Genomic DNA, 16,478 nt, shown 5'->3' on the forward strand with positions numbered 1-16,478 from the left:
CGAGTTCTTTCATCGAAAAAAACTTCAATAATCGAATGAATAATGGGAAAGCCTTCACGACAAATATTTTATCACATGTTTGGCCTCGTTTTTCCCTTGCTCGACACAATCGGGAATCCCGGAACCCATGTAGGAAGAACCGATCAAAAAAATGCCGGGATATTGAATCTCCATGTTCTGCTTCAATCGCTTCAACCAATCCTGGTGCTCAATGACAAACTGGGGCATTGCGCTTTTCCAGTGAGTCACATACGTAAATTCAGGATCACTCGTAATCGGGATAATCCGTTTCAGGTCACTGATGGCGATCTCCACCAGTTCATCATCCGGCTTGTCAACGATATCGTCCTCCCCATCCCGTCCGACATAACAGCGAAGCAATGCTTTGCCGGGAGGTGTGGTATGCGGCCATTTTCTGTTAATCCAGGTACAGGCCGTAATGGTATAAGGTTCCGCTCTGGGAACAATAAAACCGGTTCCTTCCTTGTCGAGATGGACGGCATCCTCGGGATAAGCCAGAAGGATGGTACCGACAGATACAGGCTGGCTGCGCAACGGTTCCAGGAAGTCATTATTCCCCAGCACTTCACTGGTTACCCGATGCGGGGTCGCCATGATCACCGCATCTGCCTGGAGTGGTTCCCCATTTGTCAAATGGAGCCGGTATCCCTGTCTATCCTTTTCAATCCGTTTCAACGGATCCCCTTTGATCACACTTACTTCCGTCAGTTGTTCCTCAATCGCTTTCACCATCGAGTACAACCCTTTTTTCAGCGTGATAAAAGCTCCTTTTGCTTTGCCTTTTTTCTTCTTTGGTGAACCCGTGCTTGCCATCGCCAGAATCAGGCTGCGATATTTTTTTTCCATCTCAGCAAATTGGGGAAGGATGGTCATTAAACTCATCTTGTCGATATCTCCGGCATAAATTCCCGACAGCAAAGGCTCGATAATGCGGTCAACCACTTCGTCCCCAAGCCGGCGGCGGAAAAATGAGCCGATCGATTGATCTTCAAGCTGCAAGTTTTTGGAACGAGGCAAAAACAGATCCGCCAGCGCACGAACTTTGCCCATTGGCGACACAAGGGGAGTTAAAGCAAAAGGTGTCAGTTTGGTTGGCACTCCCATCACTGCACCCTCCGGAATGGGAAAAAGCTTGTCGCTATGCAGTATGTATGCCTGACCTGTCTCATTGTTGACCAGTTCGTCTTCAAGCCCCAATTCCTTGATGAGCTCCCTGGCGCTCGTTTTCCGTTCCAGGATGGAATCGGGACCTTGCTCCATAATAAAGCCGTTATGGGTCACCGTTTTGATCTTTCCGCCAAGCCGGTCAGATGATTCCAGCAAGGTAACCTGCCAATTCAGCCCCTTTTCTTTTAATTCTTTTTGCAAATAAAAAGCAGCAGATAATCCGGTGATGCCTCCGCCAACGATGGCAATGCGAGGCGTTTTACTTGTCATGACTGTTCACTTCCTCCAGTAATCAAGTTTTTCTCCGCCGCATCAGCAAGGCAACTGATAAATAACGGGTTGGCATTGGGCATGTCGGTGCGGTAAAAATCAGCTCCAAGTTTTTCGGTCACCTGTCGGCACTCAATATCAATATCGTAGAGAATTTCCAGATGATCGGCGACAAAGCCAACCGGACAATAGACGAATGAACGGTACCCTTTTTGTTTATACAGTTGCCTCGTCAGATCCCGGATATCGGGACCAAGCCATGGAACGGGTGTTTTCCCTTTGCTTTGCCAACCGATGGCATAATTTTTGATTTGTGCCTGTTCAGCGATAAGATCGGCAGTCTCCTGCACTTGGTCCGGGTAGGGATCTCCCAGGTCCAGAATTTTTTCCGGTAAACTGTGGGCCGAAAAAATGACGACTGTTTCTTCGAGATTTTCCGATGGTATGGAAGAAAATGTCTCTTTCAACTGATTTGTCCAGTAATCGATGAATTTCGGTTCACGGTACCAGCTGTCCACCGTATAAATCAATGGACCGCCCAGCTTTTCAGCTTCTTGTCTGGCACGGTCATTATATGATTTTACACTAAAAAGGGAATAGTGTGGAGCCAGCACAACACTTACAGCTTTTTCAATTCCATCTTCGTGCATTTTTTTCACAGCGTCTTCAATAAATGGATTGATATGCTTCAATCCGATATATGCTTTAAACGTCTGACCGTTCAACCTGAAGTTCAATTCTTTTTCCAGAGCAGCCGTTTGTTTCTCGGTGATGGTTGCCAAAGGTGAAATGCCGCCAATCATCTCATATCTCTGTTTCAGGTTTTTCAAAAGCTGTAATGACGGCTTTTTGCCGCGCAATATATGTGTGTAATATGCTTCAATGTCTTCCGGACTCCTTGGTGTACCATAGGCCATCACCAATAAACCAGTTTTTCCTGCTATGGTTATCACCTCTTTGTATATTCATGGATAAAGGAGGTCAGTTTTTGTAACGTTTCCACCTTGACGCTCGGGAAGATTCCATGGCCGAGATTAAAGATATAGCCGGGCTCTTCCATGCCCTGGTCGAGAATCTCTCTGGTTCTTTGTTTGATCAGTTCCCAGGGTGCCAGGAGAAGAGAGGGATCGAGATTTCCTTGCAGAACCTTGTCAATTCCCCGCCCGCGGGCAGACCGGATCGAAGTGCGCCAATCTATTCCGATCACGTCTACGGGTAAGCGGTTCCATTCTTCCAGCAGATGCCCCGCCCCAATCCCAAAATAGATGACAGGAACACCCGTTGTTTTCAATTCCGTAAAGATATGCCGCATGACGGGAGCCACATAGATTTTGTAATCCTGTTCATTCAGCGCACCGATCCAGGAATCGAAGACCTGTACAGCATGGGCTCCGGCAGCAATTTGCCCTTTCAGGTAAGTGACGGTCAGATCACCCAGTTTTTTCATAAGCGCATTCCAGACATCCGGAGCTGAATACATCAACCCTTTTGTCTTGTGGTAGTTTTTCGAAGGCTGCCCTTCCACAATGTAACTGGCAAGTGTAAAAGGAGCACCGGCAAAGCCGATCAACGGAACGGACAACTGCTGGTTCAGGATTTTAATCGCTTCCAGAATTGTCGGAAGATGCGTTTGAGGATCCAGCTCACCGAGACGGCTTACGTCCTGTTCTGTATGTATCGGGTTTTCAATAACGGGACCGATGCCAGGCTTGATTTCCAACTGGACTCCGATATGCTTGAGCGGAGTCATGATATCGGCAAACAAAATGGCAGCATCCACACCAAGCTGTTTAACGGGAAGACGCGTCACCTCTGCACATACTTCAGGAATTTCACTCATTTCAAAAAAGGAATATTTCTTGCGCATCTCCCTGTATTCCGGCTGGTACCTGCCTGCCTGGCGCATATACCAGACCGGAATGTAAGGCGTCCTTTCCTTTCGACATGCTTTCAAAAATACATCATTGAATGGTTTGTTCATATTATCAACCTCTTTGATCATCACGATCTTTTTTGTTTTTGCAAATACAACTCAGGCCAACCATTTTTATTTTAATATGTAATTTTTAAGAATGAGTGATGATGATCACAAATCCTTAAAAATGTTTCCTGCAAAAAAATAATAAAATCCCATTATACATTTTTGATAAATGATATCACAATCTGCCTTTCTGTCAACCAGAATCCCCGTGTTTATTGCGGAAAACGCCAAAATTCGGCTGTATCGATTCAAGTCACAACAAAGAGGCAGAAAACTTTGATCAGTTCTTTGAAAATGATAAAAAAACATTTTCCGTTTTGAATAGAGAATGAGGCCATTGAAAAAACTACCCGTAATAATGCAGATTCAGGAGGTCCAGGCAGATGCGGATTAGCAAGCTACGAATAGGCTTTACCCTTGTATTTGTCATTTCATTTGCCATTCTGTAATATTATAGTGGGGAAATTTACCAGACAATGCCTCCAATCCCCAAACGGGTAGTTACCACGACAGGTACTGTCCTGTTTACGGAAAAGGATATCAAGGATGGGCAAAATGTCTGGCAATTCATGGGCGGACAGGAAGTGGGAACAATCTGGGACCATGGCGCATACGTAGCGCCGGACTGGAACGCGGACTGGCTGCATTGGGAAGCCATGTGGCTTCTTAACATACTCACCTTGCCATTGCCGAATACTGGCGCTGGTGGGTGGTTCACCTGTGGGTAGAAAGTTTCTTTGAAGTATTTGCAACGGTTGTGATCGCATTTTTTTACACGCATGGGCTTGTTGAAAATTTCCACAGCCAACACTTCGGTGTTGAAAACACTGATGCTCATGCCAATCACCACCTCCATCAATAAAAAATGACCATAAAAAACCAACGGCCCATTTGAAACAGGGCCGTTTTTCATTCCAACCTCCCCATCGAACAGTCAATTCGATGACGGACCCAAATAATCCGGGTTTTGTTCAAATAAAGATTTTAAAATCAATTCCCCCAATCCGAACCAGTGCTTCTTGTCTTGCCCGTGCTCCTATCCCAATTGAAATTACATTTTAAAATATACTGTCAAAATATAACACATATTTTTGCTGGCTTGTCTTTAAACGGTTTGGATCATTTTTTCCAAATCATCTTTTTCCCTGTCTGATAATAAACGTTCTCCCATGGGAAACAGAACCTTTTCTTCCTTCATGAAGTGATCAGACAGGACAGTACAGCAATCGATCATAAATATGGCGATTTCCTTTGCCTGTTCCGCATTTACCGGTTCGTTCAGCTGGCCGGCCTTTGTGATAAAAGATTCCAGGTTTTTCTTTGCCAGCTTATGTTCATATTCCATGACGGCAATCGGACCTGTTTCCCGGCCTATATATTTGGCAATTGCCGGAAATACAAAATCATCTTCGCGCTTTGAGTGCAGATACAATTGCCGCTGAAACTGAATGGCTTTCTCTCTCAGAACATTTAACAAATCCCGCCAGTCCGAAATGCTGTCGTCTTCTCCAATTGCTTGTGCCAGCTGTAACGAGAGTTCCATCTGTTCTCTCAGTTGAACATGTTCCTGTTTCAATTGGGAAAAGGCCGGCCCCAAAGAAACTTCTTCTCCCATTGAATGGCACTGAAAGGACATATTTTCCATGTTATTCCCTCCTGTTTACAAGCATAAAAACATTGTATCCTGATTTGTTCATTTTTATTGTGACGTTTATCACTTTACGCCCAAAGATCACCACTTTAATCACCCCATCGCTTTCCGCTTTCACAAATATTCCTGTCATAGGTATCCGCTTTCTGATAAATGATAATACCGATTTGGATGTGACTTAGATCAAACTATCCCTTTTATCGATTGTAGTATAGTTAAAACCAGTGGGGGAATTGGCATGAGGCAAAACGAACAGCAATCCATTGAACTGGACGTCCGTGATGACTTAAGGAAAAGATTGGACCCTTTTAAAAAAATCATCGATGCCATTAAAAACTTAAACTAATGAAGATCAACTCATTTTGCTATATCGACAAACTTTGGGATAACACTGGTACAGCAAAACAGTGGAACACGTTTACGGTTCACGTAATCTTTGCTTTATTGTGCCTGCTTTTAACAGGATTGACCGGAATGATCACGGGTTTTGGTTTTGCGCTTGGGCAGGAATTGCTTTCACTTTAAAAATCAATGTCTTCATAACAATCTACCTGTTGATTTTTGCCGGAGCAGCCATTGAGCAAGAAAAAACCGACCATCGCATTTCAGTCAACAGGAACAGGAAAAGCGAAAAAATTTAATCTACTGATCCAGAATAAGGGGGTGAGGAAAACAAGCTGTGATAATTATCATAAACCGAAACATAGTATTCATCTTTTTGTCAATAAATAATATGAATTTGGCGGAAAATTGCTCGAAAAAATTGAAAAATACGGCTTCATATCTGTATATTTCCTGTGCTGGAAACGACTTTTTTCCCTTTTTTGTGAAAAGATTTCTCACTTCATCTTATGGTACTATAAATATTAATGTATCACCACGTTAAGCCGCTTTTTCCCTGTTGGTTACCGCATCATGGATGGAAGGTTGCTATTTTGCAGTCGTACAGCCTTCAAAAACAGGGGATCATAATCTCAACCAGCCATCATACTGTGCCATTACTTGCCAATAAATTTTTTTCCAATTTGTGACCCGGTTAAAAATGGAGGTATTAAACTGGTGGATAGCAAACTTGATTTTTTAAGACGTGTTTCTTTGTTCAGCGAAATGACAGATGACGAACTGGAACAAATCGCCCGGATTACCGATTTGCGCCAGTATCCAAAAAATTCAACCATCTTTGTGGAAGCACAGGAACGGACAACGATTTACTTTATCCAATCCGGCAGTATCAAAATAACCAGGGTGGATAACAGTGGCAACGAACAGGTGATTACCCTGCTGCAAAAAGGGGATATGTTTCCCCATGTTGGCTTTTTCGATGATTCCCCGTATCCGGGAACAGCCCAAACCATTACGGATTGCAAACTGCTGGCCATCTCCATCAGGGATTTTGACCGTTTGTTAAATTCGAATCCACAGATAGCAAAATCGGTCATGAAAATCATGGCCAAAAAAATCCTTGATCTGCAAAGCCGCCTGCAAGTGGTGATTTCGGGAGATGTTCAACAGAAGGTGATTCAGTCTTTATTGCATTTGGTTCAGGAATACGGAATCGTCAAGGAAGACGGCATTCTGATCTCCATTCCCTTGACTCACCAGGATCTTGCAAACATGCTCGGAATGTCGCGAGAATCGGTCAATCGGGTCCTGAACCAGCTGAAAAAGGAAAAAATACTCAGTATCAACCGCAAGGGAATTCTGATTTGCAATCTGAATGCTCTGGAAAACAAACTTTCTCTTAAGGAATAACTGAATTATTCTGATTAAACAACGAACACGTCTTATTTCAAATACAAATCAGTTACCCAAAAAACAGCTATTTTAAAATAACCATTTTTGGACTTATTCCGCAATTTGAAAATACCACCATGAATAACTCCTGAGTTATTCATGGTGATGTATCTTTTTAGAAAATAGAGCTTTTGACTGATCAGGCTTTCCAGGGGATAGCCGTTTTCTTAACGGCATCCAACACATTATTCAAATTGGCCAGCCCTTTGGTTTCCAACCACTGATAAAAAGCTTTTTCTCCTTTTTCCGCAAAGGGCTTGACACCATCCTGCCAAATTGCCCTTCCGCATAAGCATCCGCAAAATCTGGACTGTGCCTCTTTTGCAAAGTAAAGCGTATCGATAAACTGCTCATTGGTTACCCCGCCGCTCAAATAGATGAACGGTACTTCGCTTTTCTCGGAACATCGACGGTAAAATTGTGCGGCCTCATCTGCACTGAAAACGGGATGAGCATCGTCATGGCGAGAATAGCCCTCGATGTGGTAAATCGCTACAGGCACCTCTACTTTCAACAAATCAATCCCATAGCATTCCTTTGAAAATTCTTCCATAAAATACTCGATGATCCCCGGTTTCACTTTGGCAAATTCCGGGCTTTTGGCGGGCAATCCCTTTTCGCTGTAAGAAACCGGTTCTAAAATAAAGAGAAGGTCATTTTGTCTGCACTCATCGCCGACACGTTTAATGAATGTTTTTTTTATGGAATTAACCACTTCATCTTCATCAGGATCATAATAGACCAGCAGTTTAAGCGCATGAACTCCTTTACGCGCCAGATCAGAAACGGCATAATGATCGACCAGATTGGGCAGGCGCCCCTTGCTTGTCGTGTCATAACCCGTTTTCTCATACGCCATGATCAAGCCGATATCCTTGTTCAACTTCTCCGCCGCTTCCCATCCATATTCCGGGTCCAGCAAAAGGGAGGATGACCGGTTTCCCAGTATTTCACTTACACCTTTTTTAAAACGGGTTAATCCATCTTGGTAGGAAATCTCTTGATTCAATGAGCTGATCATTTTCCCCAGACTTCCGCGCTGATCCATGGCTGTCGCCAGGATGATTCCATTCTTATCCGAAATTGCCTCAAGTCCTTTTTGTTTTCCAGGTGTTAATCTTCTCATTTGTTTTCCTTCCTCAAATCGTCATTGTTAGATTTTCTACTATCATTTGCTGCATGCACCAGGTCAATTTTCCCGTATTTATATAACCTGTTTTTTCCTCCATGGCATTCAAGACTCCCATGGCCAAACCGAACCTGACCAATTTCTCTTCCACAAGTCCCCGCGCAAAACCGGCTGCAAAACCGGCCAACACGGAATCTCCCGATCCCACCGGATTTTTTACATCAACCCTTGGCATCCTTGCTCTGTAACAGGCATGTCCATGTTTTACGATGGCGCCATCCGCGCCCAGGGTGACAACCACCCAGGGGATCCCTGCAAATATTTCTGCTTTCAGGGCATTGATAATTTGTTCTTCTTTTTCCGGTTTGCCGCCAAGCAAATCCGCCAGTTCATCCTGATTCGGCTTGATCAGGAAAGGCTTATTGGCTTTGGCGAGCGTAGATTTAAGCAATTCACCATTTGTATCAAGTAAAACGGGAATACCGTTTGCTGTTTCAATCAATTTGCCATAATAATCTTTTGCCAGCCCTTTTGGCAAACTTCCGGACAGGGTTACCACTTTTACAAGGGGGACGAATTCCGAAAACCATTTCAGGAATTGATCAGACTCACTTTTTGAAACAAGCGGGCCGCTTTCCAGAATCTCAGTCTGTTTTCCCTCATGGATGATGGCAATGCAGTTTCTGGTGTTTCCTTTTATGGAAACAAAACCATTATGGATCCCCAGTCTGGAAAGTTCAGACCTGATAAAGTGCCCAAGGCTGCCTCCGAGAAAACCGGAAGCGGCCACATCTTCCCCCAGTTGGCGCAAAACCCTCGCCACATTCAAACCTTTTCCGCCTGCTGTTTTGGATACGCGGTTGACCCGGTTAACCTGATCCGGCAAAAAACGATCCATTTCATATCGAATATCTACTGAAGGATTTAACGTAATTGTGCAAATCAACTTTTACCACCTTGTTTCAGACCCATTTATCCATTAGAATGACAAATATGCTGCTATGCAGTTTTTTCTTCTTCATATTTTTGATTTCGTTTTTTCATTTGTTTCAGGTACCATATGAACAACGCCAGGTAAGCTGCCAGTGCCAATAACGTTACCGCCAGATTTTGAATGTTGAAATTGGCACCCAGTTCACCAACCAGAATGGCAAGAAATTTTTCAATCGGCCCTTCCAAAGTGGAGTGTGTAATCATGACATTGCTTGCAACTCCACTGGGGAATGCGCCGACCGATTTGGCCGTTTCCGTCACAAATGGAGCTATGGCTGTTCCGGACAGCAGGAATACGGGGAGCATGATGGTTCCGATGATGATCATCCTCAATATTCTTCCGCGCGTTACAACCAGCAGGGCCGGTGTTAAACCAATGGCGATGATTCCTCCCAACGGAAGAATACGGTTACCCGGAATGATCAGGGCGATCAGTAACATGATGGGTGCAAGCACATTGGCTGCCGCCCACATTTCCGGCCTGGCGGCAAGGAAAGGCCAGTCGATGCCGATATTGAATTTTCGCCCTTTCAGCCGCTTGCTCATAAAGTTGGTAATTCCTTGTGACAAAGGTTCGACAGCGGCAATAAACCATGTACCCACAACAGAGAAAAGTTCCAGGGTTACCCCGCCAATAAAAGCCAAAGTGAAAATTGTTTGTATGCTTTGCTGGCTCAGAATCCCGACAAAAGCTCCGAGATAAACCCCAATGGCAAATTTGCTTCCCCAGAATCCGATTTTTTCATTCAGTGTTGCGGCATCAAAGTCATATTTGTCAATAAACGGAAATACCTTGTCAAAAACCTTGTCAAAAACCATGATCAAGGGATTTAACATAAAGTTAAGATGAGTGGTTGTGGTCGGGTTTGTATCAGGCATGTTTAACAGATCATTGAAAGTTGGCTTCATAATATCGGCATTGATAAATTTCAAGACTCCCAAAAATGCTACAAGCAGAGTTGCCAACAAGAGATTGTGCGAGTAATACATGACAATTAAACCAATGATCGCCAAATGCCAGACATTGAATATGTCGACGTCTAGGGTGTTTGTTTTGTTCAGAATGAGCATGATGATATTGATGACGATTACAATCAACAGAAAATATAGTGTATATGCCGATCCCCAGGTAATCGTGGCCAGTGGTGCCCAACCCACGTCCGTGATAGACAGTTCAATCCCGGTGGATTTGACAAAATCCTGCAGGGCCGGTGCGAAATTGCCCGTCAAAATTTCGATGATCACGCCCATACCTGTCAAGGCAATCGCCAGTTTCAAACCGCCTTCGATCGCTTTGCCGACCGGAACACGCATCAGCATTGCCAGAAGAGCCAAAACGATAAACATCATCGGAGCAGCACCCAGATTGATAATTGGCTCAAAAACAAGGTTGGCAAACTTGATGATTGCGTCCAATATAGTTTCCTCCCCCTATTTCATCGTTGTTTGTTCAAACTTATTTTCTTTATTTCTTTAAATTCCTGATCACTTGTTCCAGTTCATCAAACACCGGATCGGCCATGGCTGGAATCCGGTACAGAATCGGTCCTGCTTCTATAACGGGAATTTCAATGGAAAAACTGAATTTCGGTTTGGATATGGGTGTGAATATATCATAGTTTTTCAATGTATCTTCTGTGATATCTTTTATAACAATCGTATCCACCTTTACATCAAACCCGCGTTTTTTCATTTCTTCCTCAATAGCCGTTTTTATTTGGTGGCTTGAATTGATCCCGGCTCCGCAGGCAGCCAAAATTCTGATCATTTTTAACACTCTCCTTTATTGTGCAGATGTCAGAAAATCGTAAATTTCCTTTTTTCCTTTTAATGATTCCAATTTTTTCATGTGTTCCCGATTGGTCATAAACTCGATCAATTCTGACAGAATATTGGTTTGGCTGTTTTTTTCATGATTTACGATGAAGAACAGGTATTTGACAGTTAATTCCCGATCAGGTTCAATCATGTTTCTGAAAGGGATGTTCCTGTCCAATTTTACAAATACAACGGCTTTGTCATTGCAATATTCGGTTTCGGTATGTGGAATTGCCACATTTGGCATATCATCTGCGACCGGATTTAAATCCAGACCAGTGGGATAATTTTTTTCTCTTTCCAAAATCGATTCGGTAAACCCTTTTTTCACCAAACCCTTTTGTAACAAAGTATCGCCAATGTACGCAAAAACTTCTTCCTGTGTCTGTAAATCAGTCATAAATATCAGTTCTTCTCTGAACAAGGATTTGACCGATTCCACCCATTCACCCCCTTTCCTGCAAGCATCACCCATTCTTACTCCGTCGGGTAGCCTCCGTTATTCCATTTTTCAATGAACTCATCAAAAAAGTGTTCATCGTACAATTGATCTTTACCGTCCATGATTGAATCGATTTCTGCAATGATTCTGTCGTTTTCAGCCGATTGCTTGTAATCCGTTTCCAAAAACGCATCTACTATCTTTTCTATCAACCCGATCCCGACAACTTGTCCGCCGATTCCCAAAACATTGGCGTTCAGTTGTTCCCTGGCATAGCGGGCGGTTGCCACATCTTCCACCAGAGCGGCACGAACCCCTTTGACCTTGGCCGCACTGATCGTTATGCCAACCCCGGTCCCGCAAAGGACAATTCCCAGATCGGCCTTGCCGCCCACGACCATTTCTGCTGTTTTTTTGCCGAAAATGGGATAGTGTGTCCGTTTTTTGTCGTATGTACCATTATCAATTACTTCATGGCCTTTTTCCCGCAAATAATTGACCAGGTAATCCTTCACGTCTGTAACAATATGGTCGCATCCGATAGAAATTTTCATCTGTCAACACTCCCTAGCACATTTTGTTTAGCATATCTACTCTGATTTGGTGTCTGCCGCCGTCATATTTTTGATTGATAAAAACCTTACATATTTTTTTGGCCAGTGTTTTTCCAACGATACCGCTTCCAATTGTGACAATCGTTGATTTATTGTGCCTTCTCGTCATTTGGGCCGAATGTTCATTGCAGACGTTGGCACAGATAATCCCTTTATATTTGTTGGCGACCATGAATGAGCCGACACCATATTCATCTATGACAATTCCGCGGTCAGCCTTGTTGTCCCGGATCGCCTCCGCCACCCTTTTGGCGGATTCAACGAAATTCAAATCATTTTCCGGTGTTTCATCCAATACCTCATGCCCAAGGCTTTCGATAAGTCCCTTCAGTTCGGTTTTCAATTCAAACCCCTTGTCATCACTACCAATGGCAATTTTCATTTACAATCCTCTCCCGCTTGATCAGTTAATGATTTTGCATATTTCTTCATAGAAGTTTTTGTATTCGACAGGAATTTTGTTATCGGTAATAATCGCTGTCACTTCATTGACATTACATATTTTTTGAAAAGCGCAAACTCCAAATTTTGTGCTGTCCGTAATGATATACCTGTAATTGGAATTTTTCAGGACGATCCGCTGAATGGCTCCTTCTTCTTCATCCGCTGTTGTAATCTGATCCCCGTCAATTCCGTTTGTACCGATAAAAGCTTTTTGCACTTTGATATCCCTTATCCATTTACTGGTAAAATATCCGACAAATGTTTTTGTTCTTTCCCGTAATCTGCCCCCGATTAAAATCACATTAAAATTTTTGTTTTCCTGAAACCTGTTAAAGATGGAGATGGAGTTGGTAATCACGTTAAGGGAACTCACATCAATGTAATCGTAAATAAATTCGGTAGTTGTTCCCGGGCCGATAAAAATCGTATCATTATTTTCAATCAGCTTGGCCGCTTTTTCCGCTACATATTTTTTTTCCTTGATATTTAATGCTTTTTTCTCTGTATGGGACAGCTCAATGTATTGATCTTTTGTTTTTTTCTTTGCGCCTCCATGAATCCGGGTAATCAGGCCCTGGTTCTCGAGGTACTTGAAATCACGCCTGATTGTCATTTCCGTTACGCCCAGCATTTCTGCTGCCTCAGAAACTTTCAGAAACAATTTTTCTTCAATCATTTGCAAAATACGCTTATGTCTTTCATCCCTCAGCCTCATCACTACCTTTCGTTAATGTTCGAAAATGTTCTTTTTTGTTTTCTTCTATCATTATATAGGGTAAGTTTATTTTCAGCAATAGCCATCCAGCTTAGTCACCAATCGTTCATAAACTTTTAAACATGTTTTTATATAGTTATCAAATGATAGAGTCCATGAAAAAAGCCCATATATTTAAACAATACATGGGCTCATACTGTAGAAAAACATATCCAGGATAACGATTTTCAGGACTCCGTTTCGTCTCCGTCTTGCAAAGAAACGGTCAATATGTCTCCAGAAATTGCTCCATTAACCTTTGAATGAAATTTTGACCCGTCCATATTGACATCATCCATTAAAAAAATTCATTTCCTCTTCACATCAGTAGTTAATTCCTTCTATTTTTTATAATCCCAAAAAATTTTTCCAGCAAAAAATGATACAATCCATCTTCATAATAAGGATATTTTGTAACCTCATCTGCCTGGTTTCGGACAAAATCCATTGCATTTTTCATGGCAACCGAATAGCCGGCCAGTTCAAACATGGGCAAATCATTTTCACTATCGCCGACAGCCATTAACTCTGCCGGGGACAAACCATATTCGTCCAGCAATAAACGAAGTCCTGTTGCTTTGGACACATGATTTACAGCGATTTCTGCGTTATGGCTGGAAGAGGAGGAGATGGAGAAATTCATTTTGTTCCGCATCCGGCTTAGCTGCGCTTTCCAGTCTTTCATTTTCTCGCAGTCTCTGCTGAAAAAGTATATTTTCACCACATTTTCCGTAACAATGTGATCAACCCAATGAATTTTATAAGCAAGCGCCATTTTCCGTGAAATATATTCATTTTCCTGCAGCGTGGCCGGTTTCGTCTGGTTAACTTCGTTCTCCATCCCTGTTTGATCGGCAGCCAGTGCAAACCGGGGGCCTTTGGTTGAATGAATCTCATAGTATAAGCCATTTTTCCTGGCAGCGGAAATGACTTCTTTCACAATATCTTGCTCCAACGTATGATGCACGATTTTTTTATCCCCGGCATAACATCCCGCTCCATTGGAAGATACAATCCCATCCAGATGAAGATCTGCAGGAATGACATCAATGACTTCCGTATGTGTTCTGCCGGTAGCCACAAAAATCTTTATTTTCCTTTGTTGCATTCTAAATAAAATGTCAGCCAATTTGGAATTGACTGAACTATCCTGATCCAGCAATGTTCCATCCATATCTAGCGCTACTGCATTAATCGTCATCTCAGATTAATCCTTTCACATTGAATTATCTATTTCACTTATTAACATTCTTATAAATTATTTCCTCTCATTACAATTTACATGTCTATAATAAATAAATCAATACGAAGGCAAAACTTGCGAATTGCAAGACATGGCACATAAAAAAGCGGTCAAAGTTTTAAGTGTTTTACCACATCCATGATAAGCCTCTTCCCTCACCTGATAAAGAGGAAACGAGGCAAGGATTTCCAGCAAAAAAGCCAAAAAAATATGCCCCCTTCATACCAAAGGCATCAAGGGGGCGTTTTTGATTAGTACAGATTCATGTACTGTTCACGTTCCCACGGATGGACGTTCGTACGGAACATATCCCATTCAATTTCCTTGGCTTCTACAAAGTGGGACAAGGCATGTTCCCCGAGCGCCTCGACCATCACCGGGTTGTTTTGCAATTCAATCAAGGCCACTTCCAGGTTTTCCGGCAGATTATCAATTCCGGCATCTCGCCGCTCCTGTTCATCCATGATATAGATATTGCGATCCGTATGGTTGGGAAGCGGCAATTTGTTTTTGATCCCATCCAGTCCTGCTTTTAACATGACGGCCAAAGCCAGGTACGGGTTTGCAGCCGGGTCTGGGGAACGCACTTCAATCCGGGTGCTGAGGCCGCGCGACGCCGGTACACGTACCAGAGGACTGCGGTTTTTGGGAGACCAGGCAACATAACACGGAGCTTCATAACCCGGAACAAGCCGTTTGTATGAATTAACCAGCGGATTGGTAATCGCGGTAAAGGAACGGGCATGTTTCAGGATCCCGGCCAAAAAATAACGGGCTGTTTCACTGAGACCCAATTCATCAGTTTCATCATAGAAAACATTTTCATTGCCACGGAACAGCGACATGTGACAATGCATTCCGGAACCATTAACACCAAACAGCGGTTTCGGCATGAAGGTGGCATGCAGGCCATAGCGGCGCGCCACATTTTTTACCACCAGTTTGAACGACTGAATATTGTCTGCTGTCGTCACCGCATTCGCATATTTGAAATCAATTTCATGCTGTCCGGGTGCTACCTCATGGTGGGAAGCTTCCACTTCAAAACCGATCTGATCCAGTGTAAGAACGATGTCACGACGGCAGTTTTCCCCCAAATCCATCGGGGCCAAATCAAAATAGCCGCCTTTGTCATTCAGGTTAAGTGTCGGTTCTCCGTTTTCATCTGTCTTGAACAGAAAAAACTCGGGTTCGGTTCCGACATTGAAGGAGGTATAGCCCATTTCTTCCGCTTCTCTGAGCACCCGTTTCAAAATACTGCGCGGATCTCCTTCAAATGGTGCGCCGTCGGGATTGTGGATATCACAGACAAGCCCGGCTACTTTGGCATTTTCATTTCCCCACGGGTAAATGACAAAGGTATCCAGATCCGGATATAGATACATATCCGATTCTTCGATTCGTACAAATCCTTCAATCGAGGATCCATCAAACATCATTTTGTTATCCAGTGCTTTTTCCAGCTGGCTGCGCGGAATTTCCACATTTTTGATCGTACCCAGCAAATCGGTAAAGATCAGGCGGATATACGCAACATTTTCTTCCTGAACGATTCGTAAAATATCATCTTTTGAATATTTAGCCATCGTGACATTGCTCCCTTCATCCAGATGTCGTCATTTCAATCCTAATGGCGGAAAAACCGCGAAAACTCGCCATGGGTCAAAGGGATTTTCCCCGGGCGGTCCGGATAAATCAACTGCCTCTTTACCATCCGTCTCAATTCCCGCTCCGACAATTCCCTTTTTGCTTTTTCCGCTTCTTTTCTTGCTTCCTTAATTTCCTGGGACTGTTTTAACATCTCCCGAATCCCCGCGATGTTAATTCCTTTTTCCAAGTAAGATTTAATCTGCAACAGACGGTCCACATCATTAAAGGAAAACAGTCTCTGGTTTCCTTTTGTTCGGGCCGGATAAATCAGGCCTTGCTTTTCGTAATACCGGATCTGCCGCGGAGTCAATTCGGTGAGTCTGGTTACAATCCCTATCGGAAACAAAGGCATATTCCGTCTTTCTGCATCTCTCAAAACCATCGACAAAGCCCCCTTTCACATGCGGGATTGTCGTCTCTTCATTTTTTATTTTATTTATGTCATGTTTCTTTGTCAATACATGTAAGAAAAATTAACACGAGTTTATTTGAATGTCATAAAGCCGC

At 43.1% G+C, this 16,478-nt stretch carries 17 protein-coding genes; 2 read left to right on the plus strand and 15 right to left on the minus strand.

What is annotated here, in order from left to right; all coding sequences use genetic code 11:
• Positions 1-54: 54 nt before the first annotated feature.
• Genes hemY through hemE form a run of 3 tightly spaced genes read right to left on the minus strand, consistent with a single transcriptional unit; the run spans position 55 to position 3,439 of the window.
• On the minus strand, positions 55-1,458 hold the full coding sequence (gene hemY, locus H2C83_RS08525) for a protoporphyrinogen oxidase (RefSeq protein ID WP_181739744.1): 1,404 nt from the start codon (positions 1,456-1,458) through the stop codon (positions 55-57).
• Positions 1,455-2,402: a ferrochelatase gene (gene hemH / locus H2C83_RS08530; protein WP_181739840.1), complete on the minus strand. Its 948-nt coding sequence runs from the start codon at positions 2,400-2,402 to the stop codon at positions 1,455-1,457. Before hemH ends, hemY begins: the two co-directional genes overlap by 4 nt.
• 5 nt (positions 2,403-2,407) lie before the next feature.
• A complete protein-coding gene (gene hemE / locus H2C83_RS08535) occupies positions 2,408-3,439 on the minus strand; it encodes a uroporphyrinogen decarboxylase (protein WP_181739746.1) in 1,032 nt (343 codons plus the stop codon).
• A gap of 476 nt (positions 3,440-3,915) precedes the next feature.
• Here hemE and H2C83_RS08540 point away from each other — a divergent pair, with 476 nt between their 5' ends.
• Complete coding sequence (locus tag H2C83_RS08540) at positions 3,916-4,167, plus strand: hypothetical protein (protein ID WP_181739748.1); 252 nt, start codon at positions 3,916-3,918, stop codon at positions 4,165-4,167.
• A gap of 377 nt (positions 4,168-4,544) precedes the next feature.
• Here the strand turns inward: H2C83_RS08540 and H2C83_RS08545 are convergent, their stop codons facing one another.
• Complete coding sequence (locus H2C83_RS08545) at positions 4,545-5,084, minus strand: hemerythrin domain-containing protein (RefSeq protein WP_312853881.1); 540 nt, start codon at positions 5,082-5,084, stop codon at positions 4,545-4,547.
• Positions 5,085-6,149: 1,065 nt separating this feature from the next.
• Between H2C83_RS08545 and H2C83_RS08550 the strand changes: the two genes are divergently transcribed.
• Complete coding sequence (locus tag H2C83_RS08550; RefSeq protein WP_181739750.1) at positions 6,150-6,842, plus strand: Crp/Fnr family transcriptional regulator; 693 nt, start codon at positions 6,150-6,152, stop codon at positions 6,840-6,842.
• 181 nt (positions 6,843-7,023) lie between these two features.
• On the opposite strand, the gene H2C83_RS08555 is transcribed toward H2C83_RS08550, so the two are convergent.
• The 11 genes from H2C83_RS08555 to H2C83_RS08605 form a co-directional block, all read right to left on the minus strand.
• On the minus strand, positions 7,024-8,010 hold the full coding sequence (locus H2C83_RS08555) for a tagatose 1,6-diphosphate aldolase (RefSeq protein ID WP_181739752.1): 987 nt from the start codon (positions 8,008-8,010) through the stop codon (positions 7,024-7,026).
• A 13-nt stretch (positions 8,011-8,023) separates the two neighbouring features.
• Entirely contained in the window at positions 8,024-8,959 is a 936-nt protein-coding gene (locus H2C83_RS08560; protein WP_181739754.1) for a hexose kinase, read from the minus strand.
• 53 nt (positions 8,960-9,012) lie between these two features.
• Complete coding sequence (locus H2C83_RS08565; protein ID WP_181739756.1) at positions 9,013-10,422, minus strand: PTS galactitol transporter subunit IIC; 1,410 nt, start codon at positions 10,420-10,422, stop codon at positions 9,013-9,015.
• Positions 10,423-10,471: 49 nt separating this feature from the next.
• A complete protein-coding gene (locus tag H2C83_RS08570) occupies positions 10,472-10,774 on the minus strand; it encodes a PTS sugar transporter subunit IIB (RefSeq protein ID WP_181739758.1) in 303 nt (100 codons plus the stop codon).
• Positions 10,775-10,789: 15 nt separating this feature from the next.
• Positions 10,790-11,266 (minus strand): PTS sugar transporter subunit IIA, encoded by a 477-nt coding sequence (locus H2C83_RS08575; RefSeq protein WP_312853882.1) that lies wholly within the window; start codon positions 11,264-11,266, stop codon positions 10,790-10,792.
• A 35-nt stretch (positions 11,267-11,301) separates the two neighbouring features.
• Positions 11,302-11,820, minus strand: coding sequence for a galactose-6-phosphate isomerase subunit LacB (gene lacB, locus H2C83_RS08580; RefSeq protein ID WP_181739762.1), 519 nt, complete (start codon positions 11,818-11,820; stop codon positions 11,302-11,304).
• 13 nt (positions 11,821-11,833) lie between these two features.
• The gene (lacA, locus tag H2C83_RS08585; protein WP_181739764.1) at positions 11,834-12,262 is read right to left on the minus strand and encodes a galactose-6-phosphate isomerase subunit LacA; all 429 of its coding nucleotides are present in this window, start codon (positions 12,260-12,262) and stop codon (positions 11,834-11,836) included.
• A gap of 21 nt (positions 12,263-12,283) precedes the next feature.
• Positions 12,284-13,039, minus strand: a complete 756-nt coding sequence (locus tag H2C83_RS08590; protein WP_181739844.1) for a DeoR/GlpR family DNA-binding transcription regulator — start codon at positions 13,037-13,039, stop codon at positions 12,284-12,286.
• A gap of 370 nt (positions 13,040-13,409) precedes the next feature.
• The gene (locus H2C83_RS08595) at positions 13,410-14,279 is read right to left on the minus strand and encodes an HAD family hydrolase (RefSeq protein ID WP_181739766.1); all 870 of its coding nucleotides are present in this window, start codon (positions 14,277-14,279) and stop codon (positions 13,410-13,412) included.
• A 293-nt stretch (positions 14,280-14,572) separates the two neighbouring features.
• Positions 14,573-15,907 (minus strand): type I glutamate--ammonia ligase, encoded by a 1,335-nt coding sequence (glnA, locus tag H2C83_RS08600; protein ID WP_181739768.1) that lies wholly within the window; start codon positions 15,905-15,907, stop codon positions 14,573-14,575.
• Between the two features lie 41 nt (positions 15,908-15,948).
• Positions 15,949-16,347 carry a MerR family transcriptional regulator gene (locus H2C83_RS08605; protein ID WP_181739846.1) on the minus strand — a complete coding sequence of 133 codons (399 nt, stop codon included), beginning with the start codon at positions 16,345-16,347 and terminating at the stop codon, positions 15,949-15,951.
• Between the last annotated feature and the right edge of the window lie 131 nt (positions 16,348-16,478).

Origin of the sequence: Thermoactinomyces mirandus (assembly GCF_013868055.1) — a bacterium.
GTDB lineage: Bacteria > Bacillota > Bacilli > Thermoactinomycetales > Thermoactinomycetaceae > Thermoactinomyces > Thermoactinomyces mirandus.

Excerpts from the sequence above, each read along its gene's own strand:
- hemY (WP_181739744.1), bottom strand. The coding sequence starts at position 1,458 with ATGACAAGTAAAACGCCTCGCATTGCCATCGTTGGCGGAGGCATCACC.
- hemE (WP_181739746.1), bottom strand. The coding sequence starts at position 3,439 with ATGAACAAACCATTCAATGATGTATTTTTGAAAGCATGTCGAAAGGAA.
- H2C83_RS08540 (WP_181739748.1), top strand. The coding sequence starts at position 3,916 with ATGCCTCCAATCCCCAAACGGGTAGTTACCACGACAGGTACTGTCCTG.
- H2C83_RS08545 (WP_312853881.1), bottom strand. The coding sequence starts at position 5,084 with ATGGAAAATATGTCCTTTCAGTGCCATTCAATGGGAGAAGAAGTTTCT.
- H2C83_RS08555 (WP_181739752.1), bottom strand. The coding sequence starts at position 8,010 with ATGAGAAGATTAACACCTGGAAAACAAAAAGGACTTGAGGCAATTTCG.
- H2C83_RS08570 (WP_181739758.1), bottom strand. The coding sequence starts at position 10,774 with ATGATCAGAATTTTGGCTGCCTGCGGAGCCGGGATCAATTCAAGCCAC.
- lacB (WP_181739762.1), bottom strand. The coding sequence starts at position 11,820 with ATGAAAATTTCTATCGGATGCGACCATATTGTTACAGACGTGAAGGAT.
- lacA (WP_181739764.1), bottom strand. The coding sequence starts at position 12,262 with ATGAAAATTGCCATTGGTAGTGATGACAAGGGGTTTGAATTGAAAACC.
- H2C83_RS08590 (WP_181739844.1), bottom strand. The coding sequence starts at position 13,039 with ATGAGGCTGAGGGATGAAAGACATAAGCGTATTTTGCAAATGATTGAA.
- H2C83_RS08595 (WP_181739766.1), bottom strand. The coding sequence starts at position 14,279 with ATGACGATTAATGCAGTAGCGCTAGATATGGATGGAACATTGCTGGAT.
- glnA (WP_181739768.1), bottom strand. The coding sequence starts at position 15,907 with ATGGCTAAATATTCAAAAGATGATATTTTACGAATCGTTCAGGAAGAA.